General features: G+C 49.5%; 9 protein-coding genes and 1 tRNA gene. 2 read left to right on the top strand and 8 right to left on the bottom strand.

The features are described 5' to 3' along the window. Positions 1-28: 28 nt before the first annotated feature. The 4 genes from uvrB to polA all read right to left on the bottom strand — a co-directional run bounded on the left by uvrB (position 29) and on the right by polA (position 7,072). Positions 29-2,101 carry an excinuclease ABC subunit UvrB gene (gene uvrB / locus AC8GDC_RS03370; protein WP_506557266.1) on the bottom strand — a complete coding sequence of 691 codons (2,073 nt, stop codon included), beginning with the start codon at positions 2,099-2,101 and terminating at the stop codon, positions 29-31. Next, complete coding sequence (coaE, locus tag AC8GDC_RS03375) at positions 2,088-2,705, bottom strand: dephospho-CoA kinase (RefSeq protein WP_506557267.1); 618 nt, start codon at positions 2,703-2,705, stop codon at positions 2,088-2,090. The genes uvrB and coaE overlap by 14 nt, the downstream gene beginning before the upstream one ends. 71 nt (positions 2,706-2,776) lie before the next feature. Further along, positions 2,777-4,255, bottom strand: coding sequence for a 30S ribosomal protein S1 (gene rpsA, locus AC8GDC_RS03380; protein WP_506557268.1), 1,479 nt, complete (start codon positions 4,253-4,255; stop codon positions 2,777-2,779). A 150-nt stretch (positions 4,256-4,405) separates the two neighbouring features. After that, complete coding sequence (gene polA / locus AC8GDC_RS03385; RefSeq protein WP_506557269.1) at positions 4,406-7,072, bottom strand: DNA polymerase I; 2,667 nt, start codon at positions 7,070-7,072, stop codon at positions 4,406-4,408. A gap of 53 nt (positions 7,073-7,125) precedes the next feature. Here polA and AC8GDC_RS03390 point away from each other — a divergent pair, with 53 nt between their 5' ends. Continuing rightward, positions 7,126-7,545, top strand: coding sequence for a PaaI family thioesterase (locus AC8GDC_RS03390; RefSeq protein ID WP_506557270.1), 420 nt, complete (start codon positions 7,126-7,128; stop codon positions 7,543-7,545). Here AC8GDC_RS03390 and AC8GDC_RS03395 read toward each other — a convergent pair whose 3' ends face one another. Continuing rightward, entirely contained in the window at positions 7,546-8,130 is a 585-nt protein-coding gene (locus tag AC8GDC_RS03395; RefSeq protein WP_506557271.1) for an ANTAR domain-containing response regulator, read from the bottom strand. A 71-nt stretch (positions 8,131-8,201) separates the two neighbouring features. Between AC8GDC_RS03395 and AC8GDC_RS03400 the strand changes: the two genes are divergently transcribed. Next, positions 8,202-8,287, top strand: a tRNA-Leu gene (locus AC8GDC_RS03400). Positions 8,288-8,295: 8 nt separating this feature from the next. On the opposite strand, the gene pyk is transcribed toward AC8GDC_RS03400, so the two are convergent. From pyk to gltB, 3 genes are read right to left on the bottom strand one after another with little or no spacing between them, the layout of a single operon-like run. Further along, positions 8,296-9,717, bottom strand: coding sequence for a pyruvate kinase (pyk, locus tag AC8GDC_RS03405; RefSeq protein WP_506557272.1), 1,422 nt, complete (start codon positions 9,715-9,717; stop codon positions 8,296-8,298). A gap of 31 nt (positions 9,718-9,748) precedes the next feature. Beyond that, on the bottom strand, positions 9,749-11,209 hold the full coding sequence (locus AC8GDC_RS03410; protein ID WP_506557273.1) for a glutamate synthase subunit beta: 1,461 nt from the start codon (positions 11,207-11,209) through the stop codon (positions 9,749-9,751). Then, positions 11,202-15,758 (bottom strand): glutamate synthase large subunit, encoded by a 4,557-nt coding sequence (gene gltB, locus AC8GDC_RS03415; protein ID WP_506557274.1) that lies wholly within the window; start codon positions 15,756-15,758, stop codon positions 11,202-11,204. The genes AC8GDC_RS03410 and gltB overlap by 8 nt, the downstream gene beginning before the upstream one ends. Positions 15,759-15,761: the final 3 nt, after the last annotated feature.

Here is a 15,761-nt window from a genome sequence, read left to right on the forward strand (position 1 = left end):
CCAGCCTAACCCTGCTGCAACGCTCAACTTAGATGTGTCCAGCCTTCTTCATCTGGCGTAGTTCATGCTTGAGTTCCCCGATCTCATCTCGGAGTCTTGCCGCCAGCTCAAACTGAAGCTCCTTAGCGGCATGTCTCATTTGGGCATCAAGATCGATTACCACCGACATGATCTCGTCTTCGGCCATTGCAGCCATTCCGCGTTTTGACCTGAGGGGCACTGCCTGCTTCTTTCTCCCTTTGCCTTGGCCAAACTCGGCAATCAATTCGGCAGTGTCGATCTCTTCTCTTTCTAGCTGATCGGTAATGTCAACGATTCTTTTCTGGAGCGGTTGCGGGTCGACACCCATTTGCTTGTTGTAGGCAACTTGCTTTGCTCGTCGTCGAGTTGTCTCGTCGATTGCTTTCTTCATTGAGTCGGTGAGGTTATCGCCGTACATGTGAACCTCACCCCCGATGTTTCGAGCGGCACGTCCTATGGTCTGAACAAGGGAAGTTGCCGAACGTAGGAATCCTTCCTTGTCTGCATCAAGGATTGCTACCAGTGATACTTCTGGCAAATCCAGACCCTCACGGAGCAAGTTGATTCCAACTAGTACGTCGTAAACACCCTGTCTAAGCTGCCTGAGGAGTTCAACTCGCTTTAGTGTGTCGACATCTGAATGCAGGTACCTTACCTTGACGCCAGCTTCAGATAAGTAATCCGTCAGTTCTTCTGCCATCTTCTTGGTAAGTGTGGTGACCAACACTCGCTCCTGCTTTGCCGAACGGATCCGAATTTCTTCAAGTAGATCGTCGATTTGCCCTTTGGTTGGTTTCAGAATTATTGCCGGGTCTACTAGACCGGTTGGACGAATTATCTGTTCTACGACGCCGTCAGCAGCAGCTAGCTCATACTTACCAGGCGTTGCCGAGAGGTAAACAGTCTGACCGACTCTATTTTGGAACTCAGACCATTTGAGTGGCCTGTTGTCCATTGCGGAAGGCAACCTGAATCCATGCTCTACAAGTGTCCGTTTCCGAGATGCATCACCTTCATACATCGCTCCGATCTGAGGGACTGTTGCATGAGACTCATCAATTACAGTTAGGAAATCCTCCGGGAAGTAATCCAGCAGGCAAGAAGGCGGCTCCCCCTCTGCCCTGCCATCAATGTGCCTTGAGTAATTTTCGATTCCAGAACAGAATCCCAGTTCGCGGATCATTTCTAAATCAAAGTTTGTTCGCATTTTGATGCGCTGTGCCTCAAGAAGTTTGCCTTGAGACTCAAACTCCCGCAGTCGTCCAGCAAGCTCATTTTCAATTGCTTCAATGGCTCTACCCATCTGAGCTGGCGAGGCCACGTAGTGGCTGGCTGGGAAGATGGAAACAGCATCAAGCTGCTTGATAACGTCCCCTGTAAGTGGATGTAGTGAGTAAATGGCTTCAATCTCATCGCCAAAAAGCTCCACTCTGATCGCGTATTCGTCGTACACCGGAATGATTTCAATGGTGTCTCCCTTGACTCGAAAGTTTCCTCTAGAGAAGTCGACATCATTTCGCTGGTACTGCATTGAGACGAATTTGCGAATCAAGTCATCACGATCAATAGATTGACCGACTTGTAGCGGGATCGACTGGTCTAGGTACTCCTTTGGGGCCCCTAGGCCGTATATGCAGGAAACTGTTGATACAACAATCACGTCTCTGCGCGAAAGCAGGCTCATGGTCGCCGAGTATCTAAGGCGTTCGACCTCCTCATTAATGCTGGAGTCCTTCTCAATAAATGTGTCAGTCTGCGGCACGTACGCTTCGGGCTGGTAGTAGTCGTAGTAGCTAACGAAGTATTCAACAGCGTTGTTCGGAAACATTTCCCTAAACTCCGTGACCAATTGGGCAGCTAGAGTCTTGTTATGTGCCATAACCAGAGTGGGCCTCTGTAGAGCCTCTATCAGCCAAGCTGTGGTTGCTGATTTACCAGTTCCAGTCGCACCCATAAGTACGACATCCTTTTCACCAGCGTTGATACGTTTGGTCAGTTGAGCGATTGCATCGGGTTGATCACCTGAGGGCTTGTAGTCACTTACAACCTTGAATGGCGTAAACGCCCTAGTTCTTTCCATAATGTGCCTTAGCTTCAGCAAGGGCCTGAATCTGATTCCAAAGTTTCGAAACCTTGGTGTCTAAATCATTAAGGTCCAACGCTCCGTCAATTCGCACATCAGCTCTTGCAACCCTTTCAGGTTCAGTTGCTTGCGCCGCGATTCTTGCAGTGGCGTCTTCGGTGCTCATACCTCGGTTTTCGACAAGACGCTTGAATTGAATGTCACTGCCGGCTTCGATAGTCACCACAAGATCAAATGGGTAGTCGACCTTTGCCTCAACTAACAGAGGCACAATGTAAATCACGATGTCGCTTTTAGTCTGAGAAATCCGCTCCAACGTTCTAGCCCTAATCAATGGGTGCAAGATACCCTCGAGTGCTAAGCGTTTTTCAGGATCTTCGAAAACCAACTTCGCGAGCTCGGCTCGAGATAGTGACCCATCTTCCTCAAGTATTTGGGGGCCAAATTCAGCAACTACCATGCTCAAACCATTGGAGCCTGGCAATACTACTTCTCTTGCGATTTCATCAGCGTCGATAATCTCGTTATCGAACTTGCTGAGCATTGCGGCAACAGTGGATTTGCCTGAGGCAATGCCTCCCGTGAGCCCTACTAAGAACATTCCACAAGCCTACAAACAAAGAAACCGGGGACTAGCCAAAGCAAGTCCCCGGATTCCATTTACCAAACTGTTTACTCGTTGTCGCTTAGCTTGTCGCGTAGAGCACTCAACGATGCGTCTTCTGACAAAGTTCCAGCGCTTGGTGCCTCAGTGGCCTCACTGGTCTGTGAGTCAGTTGCTGGAGCAGAGCTAGGAGCAGGTACGTCGGGCAAGGACTCGGCTAGCTTGTTCGCTACTGCAACCTGCTTCTTGTGCTCTTCCCAGCGAGCGTTTGCTTCGGAGTATTCCTTCTCCCACTTAGCACGAGCTTCTTCGTGTCCTGGCTGCCATTCTCCGGTTGCAGCGTCAAAACCATCAGGGTACTTGTAGGCACCCTTGGCGTCGTACTCTGCATACATTCCATAAAGCGCTGGGTTGAAGTCGGTACCCTCTGGGTTCACTTCTTCAAGTGCCTGCTTCAAAGAAAGTGAGATACGACGGCGATCTAGATCGATGTCGATGACCTTCACGAATACATCCTGGTTCACGGTAACAACTTGCTCGGCTAGCTCGATGTGCTTAGTTGAAAGCTCGGAAATGTGTACTAGACCTTCAATGCCGTCTGCTACACGTACGAAGGCTCCAAACGGTACAAGCTTTGTGACCTTGCCCGGAGCGTACTGACCGATTGAGTGAGTACGGGCGAAGACCTGCCATGGGTCTTCTTGGGTTGCCTTCAGGGAAAGTGAAACGCGCTCACGATCCTGATCAACCTCTAGAACCTCAACAGTTACTTCCTGTCCGATTTCAACAACTTCAGAGGCGTGCTCGATGTGCTTCCATGAAAGCTCGGACACGTGAACAAGTCCGTCCACGCCTCCAAGATCGATAAAGGCTCCAAAATTCACGATGGACGAAACAACGCCAGTGCGAATCTGGCCCTTAGCAAGATCTGCAAGGAAAGTCGAACGAGAAGCCGACTGGCTCTGCTCGAGCAGCGCGCGACGAGACAAAACAACGTTGTTGCGGTTTTTGTCCAGTTCAAGAATCTTTGCCTCTACCTCTTGACCAAGGTATGGACCAAGGTCACGAACTCGACGAAGCTCAATCAAAGAAGCTGGAAGGAATCCGCGAAGTCCGATGTCGACAATAAGTCCACCCTTTACAACTTCGATTACGGTACCGGTGACAGTGCCATCGGCTTCCTTTACCTTCTCAACATCACCCCAAGCGCGCTCGTAAAGTGCACGCTTTTTGGAAAGAATCAATCGGCCTTCTTTGTCTTCCTTCTGAAGAACAAGGGCCTCAATTTTGTCACCAACGGAAACTATGTCTCCTGGATCGGCATCGTGGCGAATAGAAAGCTCACGGGAGGGAATAACACCCTCGGTTTTGTATCCAACGTCGAGTAGAACCTCGTCGCGATCAATTTTTACAACGGTTCCTTCAATGAGGTCTCCGTCGTTGAAGAACTTTAGAGTCTTTTCAACTGCTGCAAGAAATTCTTCTGCGGTGCCAATGTCGTTTACGGCTACCTGTTTTGGTGCTTTTACTGTTGTGTCAATGGTCATAGAGATTGGTGCTCCATTATTTGTTTACTCAGGTCGCAATAGAGTCAAATCCTTTTATCAAGAGAATTGATTTCCACCGCAACAGCGGACAAGGGTCATGCGCCAAGGCGCCCTATCAGCTTAGTGCAGATAAACCGAGCAAACCAAGGGCTAGTGACCGGCCTCATCCCAGCTACGGCCGGTGCCTATCTGGACATCCAGGGGCACAGAAAGCTTCACAACATTAGCCATTTTGTCTTCTACAAGCGCCTTCAATATGGCAAGTTCGCCCTTTGCCACTTCAAATACCAGCTCATCGTGCACCTGGAGAAGCATTCGTGACTTGAGGCCCTTTGTACTCATTTCCTGAGCAATGGCATTCATGGCCAGTTTCATGATGTCAGCTGCGGTTCCTTGAATAGGTGCATTCAGAGCTGCCCTTCGGGCATTTTCTCGAACCTGGAAGATCTTGCTATTGAGATCATCAAAGGGCCTTATGCGGCCGTGAAAAGTCCTGGTGTAGCCGACGGCTTTAGCATCTTCAACCACCTTGGCTAAGTATCGGCGCACTCCCCCAAAGCGCTCGAAGTAATCCTTCATAAGCTGTTTGGCGTCAGCATTTGAAAGCCCTAGCTGCTTGGCAAGGCCGTACTCGCTCAACCCATAAACCAGCCCATAGCTCATAGCTTTCACCTGTGATCTCATGTCTGCAGTGACATTCTTCGGCTCAACGCCAAATATTCTGGAGCCGACAAACCTATGTAAATCCTCACCTTTGATAAAGGCCTCAATAAGACCTGGGTCCTCTGACAGGTGAGCCATTATTCGCATTTCAATCTGGGAATAGTCAGCAGTTAGTAAAGTCTCAAAGCCCTCTGAAATGATGAAGGAGTCTCTGATCTGGGCACCCCGTGGGTTTCTGATCGGGATGTTTTGCAGGTTTGGATTTTCCGAGCTCAACCGGCCAGTGGAAGTACCGGTCTGAACATAAGTGGTATGAATTTTTGAATCTTCTTCAACTGCCTTAAGTAAGGTCTCCACCATCTGTTTCAATTTCGTTGAATCGCGGTGGGCAAGGAGTTTTTCGAGAAACGGGTGCCCGTTCAGTTCAAATAACTCGGTGAGTGCAGCTGCATTTGTCGAAAAACCCGTCTTGAGGGACTTGGTCCCAGTCATCCCAAGCTCATCGAACAAAACTGTCTGTAGCTGCTTTGGAGATGCGAGATTGATCTCTTTGCCGATTATTTTGTAAGCATCCTTTGCTATAACAGCGACCTCTGACGACAAAGCTTCGAAAAGAGCGGACAATTTCTTAACGTCAATTGTGATGCCACGCGATTCCATGTCTGAGAGAGTCATCGAGCTTGGAAGCTCAATCCCCTCATAGATCTTGAGCTGACCTTGCTTCTCAACTTTGGCACGCATTGGAGGAGCAAGACAAATCGCCAACCAAGCATCGAGACTTGGGTCAGCAGCTGCTTCAGGGATAAGTTGATTTGGGTCTGAGCGCTCGATAGCAAGACCGAGTTGCTCTAGAGCTATGTCGTCCACGTAGAAATTTCGACGGACTGGATTCAACAGGTAGGCAAGCAGAAGCACATCATCGACCACGCCGCCGATTTCAAACCCAGATGCAAGCAAAATTCTTCGGGTTCCCTTGAGATCAAATAGAGCCTTAGGCGATGAACTAGCAATCCAATCAATCAACGCCGGATCAGCACTGCCCGAAAGAGTGAGTCTTTCCGTTAGGCTTGCGAACCCCATTAGTAGATTCTCGCCTTGGCTCTCAAGTTCGAATCCGACTGCTTGCTGCTTCTTTATCCAATCGAGCACTTCTTTAGAAGTGGCGCTGCGAGTCTCAGGTACCTCGATAGTGTCGAAGATTTTTGGATCCTCAGGTTCTTCAACAGGTAGAGCCGATTCTGGAGCAGTCCCTAATCCGCTTGTTTGCGTTCCGTTCTGGCCCCTAAGCCTTAGAACTCTTTCGGTCAGAGTCTTAAAGTGCATTTTTGTGAATGCCGCTCGAACCTTGTTCTCGTCAACCGAAGTCAAACGTAGCGATTCAAAATCAAGCCCAAGGTCGAGATCTCGAACTAAATGGTTTAGCCGTCGATTCCGAACAGCGAGTTCACTATTTTCACGGAGCGATTCGCCTACTTTTCCAGGAATCTCATCTGCTTTGGCAAGCACGGTCTTGAGATCTCCATAAACCTGCAGCCACTTTGCAGCGGTCTTAGGTCCAACACCTGGAATACCCGGCAGGTTATCGCTGGTCTCACCAACCAGCGCTGCTAGATCTGGATACTGCTTGGCGTGAATTCCGTATCGTTCAACGACTGCCTCATCGTTCATGCGGGCTAGGTTCATTACGCCTTTGATTGGATAAAGAATTGTCGTGTTCTCACCGATTAATTGAAAAGTATCCCTGTCACCTGAGACAACTAGTACCCGATACCCAGCTGCAGCGGCTTGATCGGCAAGTGAAGCAAGAATGTCATCGGCTTCGTAATCCTTCTTTGTGAGGGTTGTGATGTTCATGGCTTTCATCGCTTCTTCAAGAAGCTCAGTTTGACCGTAGAACTCTTCCGGCGTCTCCCCTCGATTGCCTTTGTACTCGGGGTACTCAATTGCCCTAAATGATGGACCAGAAATGTCAAAGGCAACGGCTAGGTGACTTGGCTTCTCTCCTTCAAGAAGATTCAGAAGCATCGAGATAAAGCCATGCACCGCATTTGTATACTGCCCATCTGGAGTCCGAAAATTTGATGGGTTAAGAGCATAGAAAGCCCGGAAGGCCAAAGAATGACCATCAATTAGCAGAAGGGTAGGCTTACTCATGAGAGCTAGCCTACTTTGCCTGTTGTTTAGTTCCTTTGAAAGGCTGGAAACAAATGTCAGAACCAATTCTTAGCGAAGACGCGAAACTTGTGGCCGCTAAAAGAGGAATCGGCGACCTCGCCCAGAAAATGGGAATTGAAATTCTTGAACTCAGTGCAGAACGAGCTGTAGCGACCATGCCGGTATCTGGCAACACCCAGCCCAGAGGCCTTCTGCATGGTGGAGCCTATCTAGTGCTTGGCGAAACGCTTGGATCATTTGCGGCAAACGTTTGGGCAGGACAGGACGCCTACGCGGTAGGAATAGAAATATCCGCTTCACACTCAAAATCAGCAACCGAAGGTTTAGTCACCGGAGTCGCAACTGCTATCTCGCTGGGTAAGACACTCACTGTTCATGAAATAGTTGTCACAAACGATAAAGGTGAGCGTTGCTCAACAATTCGAATCACTAACTTGATTCGTAAAAACTAGCTACTTATTTAGCTGTTCAAGCACGGTTCTAGATACATCAGCCATGCTCAGCCTTCTGTCCATTGAGGCCTTTTGAATCCAACGGAAAGCCTCAGGTTCAGTGAGCTTCATCTTTTCACTGAGCACTGCTTTTGCTCGTTCCACCAGCTTCCTAGTCTCAAGGCGCTCCCCTAGATCTTGAATTTCTGCTTCAAGGGCGATCAATTGTGCGTATCTTGATAAAGCTATTTCAATCGCCGGTAGCAAATCCTGGGGTGAAAACGGCTTCACCAGAAAGGCCATTGCTCCAACTTCGGCAGCCCGAGTGACAAGCTCTTGCTGACTAAATGCGGTCAGAAGGACAACTGGAATCTTGAGTTCTGCAATCTTTTCTGCTGCTGAAAGCCCGTCAAGATCCGGCATCTTTATGTCCATGACCATTACGTCTGGTTTTAGAGCAAACGCTAGTTCGACAGCTTTATTGCCATCACCGGCTTCTCCAACAACATCAAAACCCTTGTCCCTGAGAGTCTCGACAATGTCCATGCGAATAAGGGACTCGTCTTCAGCAACGACCACACGCCTTTGGGTAGTTTGCTCTGTCATGTCGATAACTATATGCCACTTGCAAGGAATGTGGCTGAAGCAAATCCATTAGACTTCAAGGCGTGGCACCGGCCGGAATGGCGGAATGGCAGACGCGGAGCACTCAAAATGCTTTGTTCGAAAGGACGTGTGGGTTCAAATCCCACTTTCGGCACCACGAAATCATCAGTTTGTAGCGCCTGAGCCAACCTTATGTACTCGAAGAGTGTTGGTTGAGCCTGAGACCCCCGGTGGAGTACCTGCGACTACTACTACCTCATCACCAGTTTTGCAAAGCCCCTCTGCCAGAACCGTGGTGTCAACCTGATTGAACATCCCATCTGTGTGATCAACCTTCGGTACGAGAAATACTTGAGCGCCCCAAACAAGTGACAATCGGTTGGCAATTTCCGCATTAGGCGTGAAAGTCAGAACAGGGACAAAAGAACGTAATCTAGAGATTCTCTTTAGGGAATCGCCACTTTCAGTGAATACGCAAACATACTTGGACCCAAGTAGCTCTGCGATCTCCATGGCGGCGAGCGAAACAGCACCGGCGTGAGTATGTGGCTTAGTACCCAAATCAGGTATTCGATCAAGACCATTTTCCTCAGTCGACTGAATAATCTTTGCCATTGTTGCGACGGTCTCAACTGGAAACTCGCCCACGCTAGTTTCACCAGAAAGCATTAGAGCGTCAGCTCCGTCAAGAACTGCGTTCGCCACATCACTTGTTTCAGCGCGGGTTGGAATACTGGCGTGAATCATTGACTCAAGCATCTGGGTCGCAACAATTACTGGCTTAGCCCAGCGCCGAGCAAGTTCAACCGCTCTTTTTTGAACCAACGGGACCTGTTCAAGCGGTAGTTCTACCCCAAGGTCACCACGGGCCACCATGATGCCATCAAAGGCATCGATGATTTCTTCTAGGTTCTCTACAGCCTGCGGTTTCTCGATCTTGGCAATCACCGGAAGGATTCGACCCTCTTCCTTCATAATCTCGTGAACGCGAACAATGTCAGAGGCGTTCCTAACAAATGAAAGCGCAATCATGTCAACACCAACTTTGAGTGCCCAGCGAAGATCTTCTTCATCTTTTTCTGACAAAGCAGGAACATTCACAGCTACACCCGGCAAGTTGATGCCCTTGTTGTTTGAAACATCACCAGCAATTTCAACCTCTGTGGTCACTGTGGTTTTGGAAACTTCGGTAGCGCGCAGGCGGACTTTCCCATCGTCAATGAGCAGGAAATCGCCAACTTTTACATCTTCAGGCAAACCCTTAAAAGTCGTTCCACAAATGTTGACGTCGCCTTCGACATCGTCAATCGTGATCTTGAAAGTAGCGCCTTTTGCTAGGTGGACAGGACCGTCCTTGAACTTTGCTAGACGAATCTTTGGACCCTGGAGATCTACGAAAATTCCAATTGACTTACCCGAATCCAAAGCTGCCTTGCGCACGTTCTTATAGATTCCTTCATGAACCTCATGGCTGCCGTGACTCAGATTCATTCTTGCTACGTCTACGCCGGCATCGATAATCGCCTTGATCTGGTCGTAACTCGAACTTGCTGGGCCTAGCGTTGCAACAATCTTTGCGCGTCTCATTTGTCCTATATTCTCTAGTTGATTCTCTTTGTTAGCTGTAAACCGATATCGGCTGGTCAGAGGCCTTCACCGGTGAAGGCAATTCAGTGGTTCCTTCAAGGAACATATCAATGCTAGCGGCAGCAGCGCGACCTTCAGCAATGGCCCACACGATAAGGGATTGTCCGCGACCAGCATCCCCCGCAACGAAGACTCCTTCAAGTTCAGTTCCAAAGTTGTCCATTCTTGCAAAATTGCTCTGCGAATCCAATGCAATTTCAATCTCTGAAACGGCTGGTTCTACTTCAGGACCGCTAAAACCAAGAGCTAACAGCACCAAATCTGCTTCAATCACTCGCTCTGTTCCAGGGGTAGGTACTCGCTTGCCTTCAACAAAAGATGTGTCAGCGATTCTAATTCCAGAAACTTTTCCTTCTTTACCTATGAATTCAACAGTTGATGACAGGTACTTCCGCTCTCCAAATTCCTCATGAGCGCTACTGATCTCATACAGATTAGGAAAAGTTGGCCAAGGTTGAGAGTCTGATCTACTCTCTGGAGGCCTCTGTCCAATAGCCAACGTAGTGACGCTAATTGCACCTTGCCTGGTTGCAGTTCCTAAACAGTCGGCTCCAGTATCACCACCGCCGAGAATCACGACACGTTTGCCTTCGGCGCTAACTTGATCTGCAACGGTTAGGCCAGCTACAGCGCGATTGGCTTGAGTCAAGTACTCCATGGCGAAGTGAACGCCCTCTAGATCGCGTCCTGGAACTTGAAGATCTCGAGGCAATGATGCACCGGTTGCGATTAGTACCGCGTCATATCTTCGACGAACATCCACCCAGGAGATGTCTTTGCCGATTTCAACTCCCACGCGAAAACGCACACCCTCAGCTTCAAGCTGAGCCATGCGTCGATCGATGTGCTGTTTTTCCATCTTGAAGTCAGGGATTCCGTAGCGAAGTAGGCCACCGACCCGGTCGTCTTTCTCGAAAACAGCAACGGTATGACCCGCTCGGGCAAGTTGCTGAGCAGCGGCAAGACCTGCTGGCCCTGAGCCAACAACGGCGACGGTTTTTCCAGTCAGGCGTTCAGGTGCGTGAACTTGAACCCAGCCATTATCGAAGGCGTCATCGATGATTGATACTTCAATTTCTTTGATTGTGACCGCTGGTTGGTTGATTGCCAGCACACAGCTTGATTCACAAGGGGCCGGACATAATCTTCCGGTGAATTCTGGGAAATTGTTGGTTGCGTGAAGGCGCTCGATTGCGTTTTTGCCGTCCTTGCGCCAAACCGCGTCATTCCATTCCGGAATCAGGTTTCCAAGTGGGCAACCGTGGTGACAAAACGGAACTCCACAGTCCATGCATCTTCCAGCCTGGTTTTGAACAACTTCAGAGTTTCTGCGCTCGTAAACTTCCTTCCAGTCCATGATTCGAACTGGAACTGGTCTGCGCTCGGCAGTCTTGCGCTCAGTTGTCTTTAGAAATCCTCTTGGGTCAGCCACTTGTGGCCTCCAGTATCTGCTTCCAAACTATGTCACCGTCAGGGTCAAGTCCCTTTTCAGCCGCAGACGAACGAATTTGACTAACACTTGCGAAATCAGTTGGCATCACAACAGAGAAATTTTGCTTTTCGTCTTCAAAGTTCTCAAGTAAGCGCTTCGCGAGCAAGGATCTCGTTTCGAGCTCGTGCGTAGTTATCAACTGTTTCAGCTCCTTAGCAAGGACATCATCCAGCGGTAGCACCCGCAAGTCATCTGCTTTCAAAGCTTCGGGGTTCACTAGCTCTGTGCGCAGTTTGTGGACAAAGGCATAGCCACCACTCATACCGGCACCGAAGTTTCTACCGGTACGTCCAAGAATTACTGCACGCCCACCAGTCATGTATTCCAGCGCGTGATCTCCAACCCCCTCAACTACAGCCGTAGCACCGGAATTTCGAACTAGGAATCGCTCCCCTACTATTCCTGACAGGTACATGTTTCCGCTGGTAGCTCCGTAGCCAATGACGTTGCCGGCGATGATGTTTTCTTCGGCTGTGAACCCGGAAGTTTCATCAGGTCTAACTACGATGGTTCCGCCACTAAGGCCCTTGCCAACGTAATCGTTTGAGTCACCGACCAGAATCAACTTCAAACCCCTAGGCACAAATGCGCCAAAGGATTGTCCAGCGGATCCAGTAAGTGTGACCTGAATGGTTGAATCAGCGAGACCTTCTGCGCCAAATCGCTTGGTAATCTCGTGTCCAAGCATGGTTCCAACAGCCTGCTCAGTGTTTCGAATAGGTAGCTCGATGAGCACTGGCTGTGCATCTTCAAGAGCTTTTTCAGACACTGAGATCAATTTGTGATCAAAATGCTTCTCAAGTTCATGATTCTGAGAGGTGAAGCGACGCTTAGGAGCGTTTACTCCCATTCCTGAACCCTGCAGAATCGGTGTTAGATCTAGACCATCAGCCTTCCAGTGAGACACCGCACGGTTGACATCAAGAAGATCTGTTTGACCAATAGCCTCGTCGAGAGAACGGAATCCAAGGGTGGCCAGAATCTCTCTGACCTCTTCAGCTAGGAACTCAAAGAAATTGACAACAAACTCTGGCTTTCCACTGAATCTTTCCCTAAGCAAAGGATTTTGTGTTGCAACGCCAACGGGGCAAGTGTCGAGGTGGCAAACCCTCATCAAGATACAACCCGATACAACCAAAGGCGCTGTGGCGAAACCGAACTCTTCGGCACCAAGTAGAGCTGCAACAATAACGTCCTTACCTGTTTTCATCTGGCCATCAACCTGAACAGATACGCGATCGCGCAAACCGTTCAGCATCAACGTTTGCTGCGTTTCTGCAAGGCCGAGCTCCCAAGGGGTACCGGCGTGCTTTAGAGAGTTCAGTGGAGAAGCTCCAGTTCCACCATCGTGACCAGAAACTAAGATCACATCCGCTTTAGCTTTGGCCACACCTGCAGCAACGGTGCCGATTCCGACCTGGCTTACCAGTTTTACGTGAACACGAGCGGAAGAGTTAGCGCGCTTTAGATCAAAAATCAGTTGCTTTAGATCCTCAATTGAATAGATGTCGTGATGAGGTGGCGGAGAAATTAGTCCAACACCGGGAGTGGAATGCCGAGTCTTAGCAATCCACGGGTAGATCTTGTTTGCTGCGAGCTGGCCACCTTCACCAGGCTTTGCTCCCTGTGCCATCTTTATCTGAATGTCGTCGGCATTCGAGAGGTACATGCTTGTCACACCAAAACGCCCAGAGGCAACCTGTTTAATGGCACTTCGGCGTTCTGGGTCAAGAAGTCTCTCTAGATCCTCTCCACCTTCTCCGGTATTTGATTTAGCTCCTAAACGATTCATCGCAATAGCTAGAGTCTCGTGAGCTTCTTGAGAAATTGAACCGTAGCTCATGGCTCCAGTAGAGAACCGTTTGACGATCTCGCTTACCGGTTCGACTTCCTCGATCGGCACAGCTGGTCTGACGTCAGTTTTGAATTCGAAGAGGCCACGAAGTGTCATAAGACGCTCTGCCTGATCATCTACTGACTTGGTGTACTGCTTGAAGATGTCGTAGCGCTTTGAACGTGTTGAATGCTGCAGCTTAAATACGGTTTCGGGATTGAAAAGATGCGGTGGACCCTCACGACGCCACTGGTACTCCCCTCCAACTTCGAGGTTCCGATGAATGTTCACTGCTCGCTCGACTGGGTAAGCGCTGGAGTGTCTTGAAGCAATTTCCTGATGCAGCACCTCGATGCCGATACCACCAAGTTGAGAAATCGTGCCAGTGAAGTACTTATCAATTACTTCAGGGTTCAAACCGATGGCTTCAAAGCACTGAGCTCCGCTGTAGGAAGAAACTGTGGAGATTCCCATTTTCGACATGATCTTCAAAACGCCCTTGCCAAGGGACTTTATAAGATTGCCGGCGGCTTGCTCGAAGCTGATGCCTTCCAAAGTCCCGTCCTTGACCATAAGCTCAACGGATTCGAGAGCTAGGTATGGATTCACTGCTGCTGCTCCGTAACCAACCAATGCAGCAACGTGGTGAACTTCGCGAACATCACCAGCCTCAACAACAAGCCCAACCATGGTTCGGCGACCAGTTCGTATCAAATGGTGATGAACCGAAGAGGTAAGCAACAGCGAAGGAATCGGTGCTAAATCCCTGTTTGAATTTCGATCCGACAAGATCAAGTAGGTAATGCCTTCGTTGATGGCTGTATCTACTTCTTCACAAATCTTCGCTAGTCGCTCTTCGAGAGCTTCCGCTCCATCGGCAACTCTATAGAGACCTTGAACAACGAACGCTTCTCCGCTACCCGGGATTTCATCTATGTGCTTGATTTTGGCAAGTTCGTCGTTACTCAACGCCGGGAAATCAAGGATTACTTGACGAGCATGTGTGGGTCCAACCGCGAGTAGATTTCGCTCAGGACCAATTCCAGTGCTCAAAGAAGTCACTACTTCCTCGCGGATTGCATCCAGTGGCGGATTAGTCACCTGCGCGAACTGTTGGACGAAATAGTCAAACAGCAATCTCGGTCTATCGCTGATAGCTGCAATTGGAGTATCTGAGCCCATCGCCCCAAGTGGCTCAGCTCCAGCCAGTGCCATTGGTCGAAGCAGAATCTTTAGTTCTTCTTCGGTGTATCCGAAGGTACGCTGACGCCTGTTTACAGAGGAGGTCGTATGTGCAATGTGCTCACGATCTGGCAGATCTCTGAGATTGATTCGGTTCTCACTGAGCCAGGTTTCCCACGGTTCTTGTGCAGAAATTTCCGCCTTGATTTCATCGTCTTCAATGATTCGACCTGCAGCGGTGTCAACTAGGAACATCTTTCCAGGCTGCAACCTTCCCTTGCGAACAATCTTTGAAGGCTCTATATCTGCGACTCCAATTTCTGACGCTAGGACTACTAACCCATCCTCGGTAATGATGTAACGCCCAGGACGCAAACCGTTGCGGTCTAGAGTGGCCCCGACGAGTGAACCATCGGTAAAGATAACTGCAGCGGGACCGTCCCAGGCCTCCATCAGCATGGAGTGATATTCGTAGAAACTCTTTCGAGCAGGTTCAATCGCAGTGTGCTTTTCCCAAGCCTCTGGAATCATCATCATCATCGCGTGTGGCAAAGATCTGCCTGCAAGGTATAGCAGCTCAACTACCTCATCGAAGGAAGCGCTGTCACTAGCTCCAGGGGTGATGATTGGCTTTAGAGATTCGATGTCGCCTAGAAGTTCTGACTGAAGTTGCGCCTCACGAGCTCGCATCCAGTTTCGATTGCCTCGAACTGTGTTTATCTCACCGTTATGGGCAATCATTCGATAGGGGTGCGCTAGCGGCCAGGAAGGGAAAGTGTTTGTTGAGAACCTTGAGTGCACCAGTGCAAGAGTTGAAACCATCGAGCGATTGCTTAGATCTGGGAAGAATGGCTCAAGTTGCAAAGTAGTGACCATGCCCTTGTAGACGATGGTCTTGGCGGAAAGTGATGGGTGGTACAACCCGATCTCACGTTCGCTTCGCTTGCGTAGCCTAAAGAGCGCACGTTCAAGATCTAGCTGCCTCGCACCGGAGGTGCTCCCAACAAAGACTTGACCAATGAATGGCATGGCGGCTTTTGCCAGATCGCCCAAAACATCTGGGTTTGTTGGCACATCTCGCCACTGCAGAACAGTTAGTTGTTCCTGAGAGGCAATTTCTGCGAACTTCGCTCGCTCTAAACTACGCTCGCCTGCATCCGTTGATTCGAATACAAGACCGACTCCAAATTCGCCTGGAGCGGGAAGCGCAAGTTTTAGTTCGTCTCTAAAGAAAGCGTCAGGCACCTGCAGCAAGATTCCTGCCCCATCACCAGTTCCAGCATCAGAGCCAATAGCTCCGCGGTGCTCTAGATTGCGGAGAGCATTGAGTGCGGTTTCGATGATGTCATAACCAGCGGTTCCCCTAAGTGTGGCAACCATAGCCAAACCGCAAGCGTCCTTCTCGGATTCTTGCTTGTAAAGACCAGAGCGCGGAAAAGTGCCAAAGCGTTCAAACGGGGAAACGGCAGCCATGCA

Source organism: Rhodoluna miladensis (SeqCode) (assembly GCF_965234705.1).
In the GTDB taxonomy this organism is placed as follows: domain Bacteria; phylum Actinomycetota; class Actinomycetes; order Actinomycetales; family Microbacteriaceae; genus Rhodoluna; species Rhodoluna miladensis.

Bases quoted from the DNA above. Each gene is read 5' to 3' on its own strand.
- coaE (WP_506557267.1), bottom strand. From the start codon at position 2,705: ATGTTCTTAGTAGGGCTCACGGGAGGCATTGCCTCAGGCAAATCCACT.
- polA (WP_506557269.1), bottom strand. From the start codon at position 7,072: ATGAGTAAGCCTACCCTTCTGCTAATTGATGGTCATTCTTTGGCCTTC.
- pyk (WP_506557272.1), bottom strand. From the start codon at position 9,717: ATGAGACGCGCAAAGATTGTTGCAACGCTAGGCCCAGCAAGTTCGAGT.
- uvrB (WP_506557266.1), bottom strand. From the start codon at position 2,101: ATGGAAAGAACTAGGGCGTTTACGCCATTCAAGGTTGTAAGTGACTAC.
- AC8GDC_RS03390 (WP_506557270.1), top strand. From the start codon at position 7,126: ATGTCAGAACCAATTCTTAGCGAAGACGCGAAACTTGTGGCCGCTAAA.
- rpsA (WP_506557268.1), bottom strand. From the start codon at position 4,255: ATGACCATTGACACAACAGTAAAAGCACCAAAACAGGTAGCCGTAAAC.
- AC8GDC_RS03395 (WP_506557271.1), bottom strand. From the start codon at position 8,130: ATGACAGAGCAAACTACCCAAAGGCGTGTGGTCGTTGCTGAAGACGAG.
- gltB (WP_506557274.1), bottom strand. From the start codon at position 15,758: ATGGCTGCCGTTTCCCCGTTTGAACGCTTTGGCACTTTTCCGCGCTCT.